Below are 10,042 nucleotides of genomic sequence, written 5' to 3'. Positions count from 1 at the left end.
GGCAGGACCATCTGCTAAGGCTAAATACTACCTAGCGACCGATAGTGAACCAGTACCGTGAGGGAAAGGTGAAAAGCACCCCGGGAGGGGAGTGAAATAGTACCTGAAACCGTGTGCTTACAAATAGTCGGAGCCCGTTAAAAGGGTGACGGCGTGCCTTTTGTAGAATGAACCGGCGAGTTACGGTAGCGTGCGAGGTTAAGTTGAAGAGACGGAGCCGCAGCGAAAGCGAGTCTGAATAGGGCGATAGTACGCTGCCGTAGACCCGAAACCGTGTGATCTAGCCATGTCCAGGGTGAAGGTAGGGTAACACCTACTGGAGGCCCGAACCCACGCACGTTGAAAAGTGCGGGGATGAGGTGTGGCTAGCGGTGAAATTCCAATCGAACTCGGAGATAGCTGGTTCTCCCCGAAATAGCTTTAGGGCTAGCCTCGGAATTTAGAGTCTTGGAGGTAGAGCACTGATTGGGCTAGGGGCCCTCATCGGGTTACCGAACTCAGTCAAACTCCGAATGCCAATGACTTATGTCCGGGAGTCAGACGGTGAGTGCTAAGATCCATCGTCAAAAGGGAAACAGCCCAGACCATCAGCTAAGGTCCCCAAGTATACGTTAAGTGGGAAACGATGTGGAGTTGCCCAGACAACCAGGATGTTGGCTTAGAAGCAGCCACCATTTAAAGAGTGCGTAATAGCTCACTGGTCGAGTGACTCTGCGCGGAAAATGTAACGGGGCTAAACGTATCACCGAAGCTATGGCAGTCCTTACGGACTGGGTAGGGGAGCGTTCCAAGCAGCAGTGAAGCCGTACTGGAAAGAGCGGTGGAGCGCTTGGAAGTGAGAATGCCGGTGTAAGTAGCGAAAAGACAAGTGAGAATCTTGTCCACCGAAAGCCTAAGGGTTCCTGGGGAAGGCTCGTCCTCCCAGGGTTAGTCGGGACCTAAGCTGAGGCCGAAAGGCGTAGGCGATGGACAACAGGTTGATATTCCTGTACCACCTCTGTTCCGCTTGAGCAATGGCGTGACGCAGGAGGATAGGGTGAGCGGCCTACTGGATGGCCGTCCAAGCAGCAAGCCTGGTGTGTAGGCAAATCCGCACACCGTAAGGGCAAGCTGTGATGGCGAGGGAAATGTAAGTACCGAAGTCCCTGATTTCACACTGCCAAGAAAAGCGTCTAGCGAGGAATAAGGTGCCCGTACCGCAAACCGACACAGGTAGGCGAGGAGAGAATCCTAAGGTGCGCGGGATAACTCTTGCTAAGGAACTCGGCAAAATGGCCCCGTAACTTCGGGAGAAGGGGCGCCCCGGTAGGGTGAGGGTCCCCGTCTGACGCGAGCGTAAGCTTGTGTCAGGCGGGCTGAGCCCGAGGGGGCCGCAGTGAAAAGGCCCAAGCGACTGTTTAGCAAAAACACAGGTCTCTGCGAAGCCGCAAGGCGAAGTATAGGGGCTGACGCCTGCCCGGTGCTGGAAGGTTAAGGGGATGGGTTAGTTTCGGGACCCCGCCGAACGTGAGCGTAAGCTTAGGTTCGGTGGGCCGAGGCGAAGCTTTGAACCGAAGCCCCAGTAAACGGCGGCCGTAACTATAACGGTCCTAAGGTAGCGAAATTCCTTGTCGGGTAAGTTCCGACCCGCACGAAAGGCGTAACGACTTGGGCGCTGTCTCGGCAAGAGACCCGGTGAAATCATAATACCTGTGAAGATGCAGGTTACCCGCGACAAGACGGAAAGACCCCATGGAGCTTTACTGTAGCCTGGTATTGGAACTTTGTGCATCATGTACAGGATAGGTGGGAAGCTGAGAAGCAGGGGCGCCAGCCTCTGTGGAGCTGTCGGTGGGATACCACCCTTGATGTACGGAGTTTCTAACTCGTCGCCCTTATCGGGCGAGAGGACCATGCCAGGTGGGCAGTTTGACTGGGGCGGTCGCCTCCCAAAAGGTAACGGAGGCGCCCAAAGGTTCCCTCAGAATGGTCGGAAATCATTCGTAGAGTGTAAAGGCAGAAGGGAGCTTGACTGCGAGACCTACAAGTCGAGCAGGGACGAAAGTCGGGCTTAGTGATCCGGTGGTTCCGCATGGAAGGGCCATCGCTCAACGGATAAAAGCTACCCTGGGGATAACAGGCTTATCTCCCCAAGAGTCCACATCGACGGGGAGGTTTGGCACCTCGATGTCGGCTCATCGCATCCTGGGGCTGAAGTAGGTCCCAAGGGTTGGGCTGTTCGCCCATTAAAGCGGTACGCGAGCTGGGTTCAGAACGTCGTGAGACAGTTCGGTCCCTATCTGTCGCGGGCGTAGGAAGTTTGAGGAGAGCTGTCCTTAGTACGAGAGGACCGGGATGGACGCACCGCTGGTGCACCAGTTGTCACGCCAGTGGCACAGCTGGGTAGCTATGTGCGGACGGGATAAGCGCTGAAAGCATCTAAGCGTGAAGCCCCCTCCAAGATGAGACTTCCCACAGCGCAAGCTGGTAAGACCCCTCATAGACGATGAGGTTGATAGGTTCGGTGTGGAAGCGTGGTAACACGTGGAGCTGACGAATACTAATCGGTCGAGGACTTATCCACACACTCTTGGCAAACATGCAGATCCAGTTTTGAAGGTACGAGTGCGAATATATGCTTTCAAAGAACCGTGCAAAAATTGCACGGTTCTTTTTGTACTTATTGTAATAATATCGGCTCCTCTTCGCGGATCTCCAGGACGAAGAGCTTTCAATAATCGTTCTAATACGGATGCAAACCAAAGTTCTCGTCCAAGTCCAAATCTCGGACTGAAAAAATGAGGAGCTTCATGATTTCACCCAAATGCTTAAGCACTTTAATGGATATAATCGGGCAGCCGGTCAAATCGACCGGCTGCTTTTCTCCATTTACGGGTCGCGTACAGCTCTGACAAAAGTGGAGGGCCTTGCGGCAGGTAGAGACATGCAGTTACAGAAGATGCTTCAGATGGATTGCCGGCTCATAAGGGACAAGTGGCATCCCGGCCCTAAGCCGCTGTACGAAATCCGGGTTGGCCAGCAGCGGTCGGCCAAATGCGGCCAGATCGATAACCCCTGAGCGGATTGCATCCGTGGCGGAACTGGTGCTCAGGCCACCGACACCGATCAAGGTGCCATCCCAGCGATCGCGAACGTGCTCGTGCAGCGTAAGTCCTCCCGATATCGGCTGGAGGAACGTATTCGTAGACGGATGGAGAATGCGAAGGCCAACCTCGCGAAACGCGCCGAGGTATGCCTCGATTTCCACTTCGGGATCCAACCACCGGTAGTCGGGCAGATCGTCCTTCAGTTCGGAAAAGCGAAGGATGAGACGTTCCATCCCTACCACTTCCCCTACGGTGGCAAGGATTTCTTTCATGAGCAGAAGGCGTCCGGCTCTTTCGTTACCATAGCAGTCGGTTCGGCGGTTCGTTATCTCCGATGCGAACTGATCAATTAAGTAGCCATGAGCGCCATGAATCTCGATGCCGTCGAAACCCGCGTCTACCGCGTGCATCGCTGCCTGCCTATACTGGTGGACAACTTCCCGGATCTCGCCAATGGTCATGGCCTCAGGCATCGCGTAAGGTTTACGTAACCGATGTACGAGTCCTTCTGCCTGGAGGGCTGAAGGGGCCAGAGGCGCAAGGCCGCCGGTTAAATCCGGATGGGTCAGTCTGCCGACATGCCAAAGCTGCGCTACGATTGTGCCACCCTCCTCATGCACCGCTTCCGTCACTTTACGCCATGCGTTTGCATGTTCCTTCATATACAAGCCGGGAACACCAAAGGTTCCTTTTCCTCGGGGCGATGGCGTAATGCCCTCCGTGATAATGAGACCGATTCCGTCATGAGCCCGCCGCTGATAGTAAGACACGACCTCCTCACCGACCGTCCCAGTGGCATCGTGAGCGAATCCACGGGTCATGGGCGCCATCACGATTCGCGTGCGAAGGTGCCAAGAGCCGATACGTGTAGGCTGGAGCAACTCGGAATTCATCCTATATTTCTCCCCTTTGTTTTTTCTTTTCTGGAATTAATTTTATATAATTAAATCATTCGCTCCCATGGGGTTTTCAAGTATTTGAATGGAGTTTAACTTTAAAATCATTTTCATTTGCGTAGATGACTTTAAAAAATCAGGAGGCCCATTGAATGGACGATCTGGACAAACAAATTTTGCTCGTGCTGCAGGAGCAAGGTCGCATCTCGATGACGGATTTAGGCAAAAGCGTCTCATTGTCACAACCTGCGGTCACGGAGCGGGTGCGTCGCTTGGAAGAGAAGGGCATCATCGAGCACTATCGCGCCGTCGTCGCCCCTGAGAAAATCAACAAGCCGATCTCCGCCTTCATCCTGTTTTATACAAAAGGATGCGACCGATTCGTGGAGTATTGTCGGGAGGCGCGGGATGTGGTCGAGCTGCATCGCATCAGCGGACATCAGTATAATTTTCTCGTTAAGCTCGTCACCGAATCGCTACAAACGCTGGAGAGTGCGATCAATGAGCTGGGCGCGTTCGGCGACTCCACTACGCTAATTGTGTTGTCCTCGCCAATCAAACAGGATAAGCTGATTCCTTCATGAGTTTTTGATCAACAGGTAGGGGGAGAGCTCACTACAACACGAGGAGGCTACCGGTAATATATCGGTAGCCTTAGGGGTCTTTTGCTCGTTTTTGTATCGGATGGAGCCCGCGCTTGGTGGTTCAAGAGTATGTAGATGGTGAGTTTATCTATATACCTAGAAAATCAGGCAATAAAAAAGAATGGGGCTCAAATACATCTACCCGCATAGAATTACAGCAGCGAAATATGCAGATTTATGAAGATTATTTGGCGGGGAACAGTCAGCAAGAATTATCTGATAAATATTTTTTGTCTTTGAAAAGCATGCAAAGGATAATACGGGAACAAAGAAACATGAATGAAGCATAGTACGAGCCAATGCAGTTTACCTTCTGCACTGGCTCATTTTCTTTTATGAAAAGTCTTTAAGGTTTGGTTTTGCGGGACTGGATAATACAATGTAAGCAGACGAAATGCCAGACTGGGAGGGACAATTATGAGAAGGATTTGTGACAATCCACCTTTTCTCTTTCCTGAATTTAAATCTAAATAGGAAGGATAAAATTTTATGCAAATAGCAAACGTGGAGATACAATATCTATCTCCACCCCCTGCAATCAGTATTGTAAGAAATGTGGGAAAAAAGCAGAGCATGTTTGTTCCGGATTGTTTCGGGTAAGCGCTCAACGCAAGTATTTAGATATATGGTTAATCTATAAATGTTCGGATTGCGATTGTACATGGAATATGACTATTTACTCCCGTATCAATCCCAAAAGCATTGCCTCTGAAATATTAGAGGGGTTCCGTAGCAATGACGGTGAGCTTGTCAAGAAATATGCTATGGATACGGGGCTGATACAGAAAAACGGAGCTGAAGCTGGCCTGCCAAAGTATAAAATACTAGGGCCCGTTAAAGCCCCTATCCATCTCGGCTTAAAGTATCTGCTTTGTTACGGGAAATATTGAATTTATCTCAAAAGGCTCTTGAACAAATGTTAACCAACGAGTCAATCCGGAGCACTAGCGGGCTTGATTTTAAAAAATGTAGAGTGCAAACAGAAGTTGTATTGATGATTGATAATTGGACGTCAAACCGCTTTTGTTTATGAAAAGAATGTAAAGTAAAACCCACAATGAACAATGATCGTGGGGAGCGGGGGGAGTTATGCGAACCGGCAGGTAACACTTCGAAAGGCACGAAGCCAACAGCTCGTGTCTTTTTCACGTTGAGAAAATGTAGCGCGCTTCACCGAATCATTACTCAGTAGAATATTTTTTTCGAATATTAGGGTCACTCTTGAATACTGTTTAAGGATTATAAAACATTCGTGAAATTTTCGTTACATTACGGTAAAGGAGTGCATATGGTTGTACACGGTATCCCTACAATCGGCAGGTCAGGAAGACATCCTTCGAGTGGGTACAAAAGCATTCCATTTAGGGCAATTGGTGAAAGAAAACTTCCGAGTACCACAAGGATTTATCATTACTTCCAATGCACTTGCTCGCTTCATGATAGAGAATCATTTAGAGGAAAAAATGTGGGAGGCGACTGTACCGGCAGAGATTGAGCACGACATTGCAAGCGCCTATGAGCGACTGAAAGTGGAAACGAACGAATCAGATCTTTCTGTTGCCGTTCGTTCTTCTTCTGCAGCAGAGGACTTGGATGGAGCCTCTTTTGCAGGCCAATACGAAAGCATTCTCAACGTGAAAGATTTCCCTCATCTCATGGAGAGCGTGAAAATGTGTTGGAGCTCCTTGTTTTCAGACAGGGTTAAGCAATACGCCCAGCAAAAAAAGATTGCTGCTGAGAAATTTCCGATGGCGGTCTTGATTCAACGGTGCATCGAAGCGGATGTCTCAGGTGTCGTTTTCAGTATGAATCCGGTAACCGAAAACAAGGAAGAGATCGTGATTAACGCGAGCTATGGCCTGGGAGAAGCTATTGTTTCCGGCATGGTTACGCCAGATAGCTTTCTTGTCAGCAAACAGCTTGCTTATATTCACAGAGATCTGGGCGGGAAAGAAATGAAACTGGTTTATGGGCAAAAGGGCGTAAAAGAAGTAGAGACAACTAGTGAAGAGCAAAAGTGCTTTTGTCTCAAAGATGAGCAACTATTGTCACTGGTAAGTGAAACGAAAAAAATGGAAGCATTCTACCAGCATCCCGTCGATATCGAATTTGCGATCAAGGCTGACCACATCTACATCCTGCAAGTGAGACCTGTTACCACAAGAGGAGGCCAGGATTGATGACGCCACTGACAGAATTTCAAAGAGAGATCATTCTGAATGAAGAAGACAAACAGAACTATTTTTGGGTACAGGATGATGTTCATTTGGCCCATGCCGTAAGCCCGTTGTTTGCGTCGTTTCAAATTCCGGCGATGACAAAAGGAACGAAAACGGCCTTTGAAAATCTCAAAATGCCACTCCGTCAATTCATGATGAAATTGGCGGATGGTCGCCTTTATCAAGCAACACTTCCTCATGAGGGAGATATGCCCTCACGGATTCGAGAGCATCAAGAGCTGGTAGGTACCTTGTTTCCCATTCAAAAGCAAAGGCTGATGGATTCCGTGGAACATATATTCTCCCCATTTTATCGCCAATTGGATGCATATCGCAGCCAAACGGCTACATTAGCTGAAGCCAAACAAAGAGTTGAGGAACTATTTGCGTTCTACGAGAAAGCATGGCAGCTGCATTTTGAAATTGTGATGCCAAGAAGCGGACATTCGATGGCGCTGGAGGAGATGTACGCTCGACTAACCAACGAGTCGGATGCAACGGCCGTTTATGAATGTCTGTCAGGTGTGATGAACAAGACGCTGGAGACAGATCGGGAGCTATGGAAACTGGCTGTGCAGGTGAAACAGTCTGCGGTACTAGAAGGGATATTCACAGGATTTCCCACTGAGGAAATCGTATCACAGCTCGGTAAACAAGAAGAAGGCAGAGCTTTTTTAACAGACCTGCAGGCATTTCTCGAGGTGTACGGGTACCGTTCCCCAAACTCCCATGAATTCCTGGATGAAACCTGGATCGAAAATCCCAATCAGGTTCTATACATGGTCAGCGCCTACTTGCAGAAAGAGTATGATTTTGAAAAGGAATATGCGCAAATCGTTCAAAAGCGCGAGGAGAAGTTACTTGAGACGTTAGCCAAAATGCCAGAGGGAGAAGGAAAGCAGGCGTTTATCCAATTGCATCAATGGGCGCTGGATGCCTGGGGGCTGGATGAGGACCACCACTTCTATATTGACGCGATGCTCCCCGCGAAATCTAGGCTCTTCTTGTTACGGGTGGGGGAGATGCTTGTGGAAGCGAATGCAGTGGAAGCTCCTAATGATATCTTCTTTCTGTACTATGATGAGTTGCTCGACGTATTGTCAAAACCCACTTTGGTATCTCAAACAATAGAGCGGCGAAAACAGGAGCATGAGGAGAACAAACAGAAAAACGTGCCACCCGTTTATGGAACACCACCAGAACAAGTTCCAGACGATCCCATTTTGGAGCGCGTGTTTGGAATAAAGACACCAGACGTGAATGAGCAGGAGAAACATTTTTCCGGCTATGCGGCTTCACAGGGGCAGTACACGGGAGTTGTAAAGGTAGTGCGAGGACCTGAGGATTTTTCCAAAATCCAGGCAGGAGATGTACTGGTTTGTAAAACAACGACCCCGCCATGGACGGTTCTGTTTTCAGTCGTGGGAGCGGTCGTGACCGATGCGGGCGGGATCTTATCTCATGCAGGAACCGTTGCCAGAGAGTACCGTGTGCCTTCTGTAGTGGGGACGAAAGTAGCGACGAGCGTTCTTAGGGATGGAGATATCGTCACGGTAGATGGTACCAGCGGAGTGGTTCACTTTGGAAAACAATAGGCACGGACTCGTGCTGCTCACCATATTGACAGGGACTTTTTTGGTCCCTGTCAATTCAACCATGATTGCTGTTGGTTTGCCTAGCATCGTTGAATCCTTGCATAGCAGCCTGACTCATGCCTCTTGGATCATTACCGTTTATTTGATCGTAATGACCGTGCTTCAGCCGATTGCCGGAAAACTGGGGGATATTTATGGCAATCGGGAGATGTTTCTTTTAGGCATGCTGCTTTTTCTACTTTCCTCCATCGCATGTCTGTTTACGATGAATTTGCTTTGGTTGATCATTTTTCGAGCCGTTCAGGCTGTCGGTGGCGCATTGGCTGCTCCGAATGCCAGCGCCATCATCAGGTATGTGACCCCCAGAGAGAAAATGGGCAAGACCTTTGGATTGTTTGGTTTCTCCATGGGCATTGGCGCCGCGCTTGGCCCATTAATGGGCTCGATCTTAATCAGCTTATGGGGCTGGACGTCCATCTTCTGGATCAATGTCCCCTTTGCTTTGATATCGTTATGTGCATCGTTTTTTCTTTTGCCAGCCATCAAAAAGGAAAAGACTGCAACGCTGGATATCTATGGATCGGTCCTTCTAGGTGTCAGTCTCATAACGCTCATTCTGTTAGTGACGCATAACGAATATAGGACGATTTGGACATTGGGACTCCTGTGCATGCTCATTCTTCTGTTCATCCGTCAGGAAAAGAAATGTGAGGAACCGCTCATTCAATTTCAATTATTCAAAAACCGCATGTTTACCAGTGCTAATTTTTCTATTCTGTTTAGCAATGCCATCATGTATAGTACCATCCTGGTGATGCCTATTCTTTTGCAGAATGAATTCCACTTCTCCGTGGAAACGATTGGCGTTCTGCTCTTTGCATTTTCGCTGTCGATGTCTCTGTTTTCATGGGTTGGCGGGTACCTGACAGATCAAGTTGGAAAGAAAATGACAGTTCTGCTTTCCTTTCTTTTCTCCGCCGTAGCAGTGGGGATATACGTAGGATTCTATTCCAACCATTCACTCGTTACGATCGTAATTGGCCTGGTCATCGGAGGACTAGGGGCAGGAATAGGTTCAGCATCTATGCAAACGGCTTCGCTGCAAGCTGTTTCAAAGGAGATGTCAGGGGTTGCCTCCGGTATCTTTTCCACATTCCGTTATGTGGGAGGTATGATCGCTTCCGTTTTAGTAAGTTTGCTAATGGATTACCATCTCCTGTTCTATACCCTTTTTTTCTTCGCATTATTAGGCATTCCCGTAGTATGGGGATTACGTGAGCCATCCATAAAAGAGAGCAGCGGATGAAATGATGGTGCTTGGCTGCTCTGTATCTTGTTAATCTGCGTGCGGGTGCTACTGAGATTCCTACATGGAGTACCCTTCCTGTCTGCAGGTATGACCGTTCGTGAACCGTATAACAAATACGGGAAAGTTGTTGAAGTAACGGCATCGATAGCTTTTTAGGGGTTCGCGATAAAGCTGAAAAATGTTAAACGCTACTGACAAGATGGTGTCAGTAGCGTTTTTATATCATTACATCAGATGATGATTGGGGAGTTGTTTTGCTTATCGAAGTGCACGATCGTCATCATGTTCTGCAG

General features: G+C 48.9%; 7 protein-coding genes, 1 rRNA gene and 1 pseudogene (1 of these 9 running past the window's edge). 7 read left to right on the top strand and 2 right to left on the bottom strand.

Features of this window, described 5'->3' with window-relative positions:
* Positions 1 to 2,563: ribosomal RNA gene (locus JNE38_RS23565) — 23S ribosomal RNA — on the top strand (it extends 450 nt beyond the left edge of the window).
* A gap of 100 nt (positions 2,564 to 2,663) precedes the next feature.
* Here JNE38_RS23565 and JNE38_RS30815 read toward each other — a convergent pair.
* Positions 2,664 to 2,759: pseudogene (locus JNE38_RS30815) on the bottom strand (short-chain dehydrogenase); the annotation flags it as partial.
* Positions 2,760 to 2,929: 170 nt separating this feature from the next.
* On the bottom strand, positions 2,930 to 3,979 hold the full coding sequence (locus JNE38_RS23560) for an oxidoreductase (RefSeq protein WP_203353540.1): 1,050 nt from the start codon (positions 3,977 to 3,979) through the stop codon (positions 2,930 to 2,932).
* A 155-nt stretch (positions 3,980 to 4,134) separates the two neighbouring features.
* On the opposite strand from JNE38_RS23560, the gene JNE38_RS23555 reads away from it, so the two are divergent.
* From JNE38_RS23555 to JNE38_RS23530, 6 genes are all read left to right on the top strand, one after another.
* Positions 4,135 to 4,566 (top strand): Lrp/AsnC family transcriptional regulator, encoded by a 432-nt coding sequence (locus tag JNE38_RS23555; protein ID WP_203353539.1) that lies wholly within the window; start codon positions 4,135 to 4,137, stop codon positions 4,564 to 4,566.
* A gap of 116 nt (positions 4,567 to 4,682) precedes the next feature.
* Positions 4,683 to 4,916 carry a CD3324 family protein gene (locus JNE38_RS23550; RefSeq protein WP_238933435.1) on the top strand — a complete coding sequence of 78 codons (234 nt, stop codon included), beginning with the start codon at positions 4,683 to 4,685 and terminating at the stop codon, positions 4,914 to 4,916.
* Between the two features lie 297 nt (positions 4,917 to 5,213).
* On the top strand, positions 5,214 to 5,516 hold the full coding sequence (locus tag JNE38_RS31255; protein ID WP_203353538.1) for a DUF1062 domain-containing protein: 303 nt from the start codon (positions 5,214 to 5,216) through the stop codon (positions 5,514 to 5,516).
* A 402-nt stretch (positions 5,517 to 5,918) separates the two neighbouring features.
* Positions 5,919 to 6,806 carry a PEP/pyruvate-binding domain-containing protein gene (locus tag JNE38_RS23540; protein ID WP_203353537.1) on the top strand — a complete coding sequence of 296 codons (888 nt, stop codon included), beginning with the start codon at positions 5,919 to 5,921 and terminating at the stop codon, positions 6,804 to 6,806.
* A complete protein-coding gene (locus tag JNE38_RS31005; protein ID WP_203353536.1) occupies positions 6,806 to 8,440 on the top strand; it encodes a PEP-utilizing enzyme in 1,635 nt (544 codons plus the stop codon). Before JNE38_RS23540 ends, JNE38_RS31005 begins: the two co-directional genes overlap by 1 nt.
* Positions 8,427 to 9,746 carry an MFS transporter gene (locus JNE38_RS23530; protein ID WP_203353535.1) on the top strand — a complete coding sequence of 440 codons (1,320 nt, stop codon included), beginning with the start codon at positions 8,427 to 8,429 and terminating at the stop codon, positions 9,744 to 9,746. Before JNE38_RS31005 ends, JNE38_RS23530 begins: the two co-directional genes overlap by 14 nt.
* Positions 9,747 to 10,042: the final 296 nt, after the last annotated feature.

The organism is Brevibacillus choshinensis (genome assembly GCF_016811915.1).
Taxonomy (GTDB): Bacteria; Bacillota; Bacilli; order Brevibacillales; family Brevibacillaceae; genus Brevibacillus; species Brevibacillus choshinensis_A.
Note: the sequence above shows the minus strand (reverse complement) of the source record. Positions and strands in the feature narration are given on the sequence as shown.

What these genes read in the sequence shown, in the direction of transcription:
- JNE38_RS23560 (WP_203353540.1), bottom strand. Translation starts at nt 3,979, where the DNA reads ATGAATTCCGAGTTGCTCCAGCCTACACGTATCGGCTCTTGGCACCTT.
- JNE38_RS23555 (WP_203353539.1), top strand. Translation starts at nt 4,135, where the DNA reads ATGGACGATCTGGACAAACAAATTTTGCTCGTGCTGCAGGAGCAAGGT.
- JNE38_RS31005 (WP_203353536.1), top strand. Translation starts at nt 6,806, where the DNA reads ATGACGCCACTGACAGAATTTCAAAGAGAGATCATTCTGAATGAAGAA.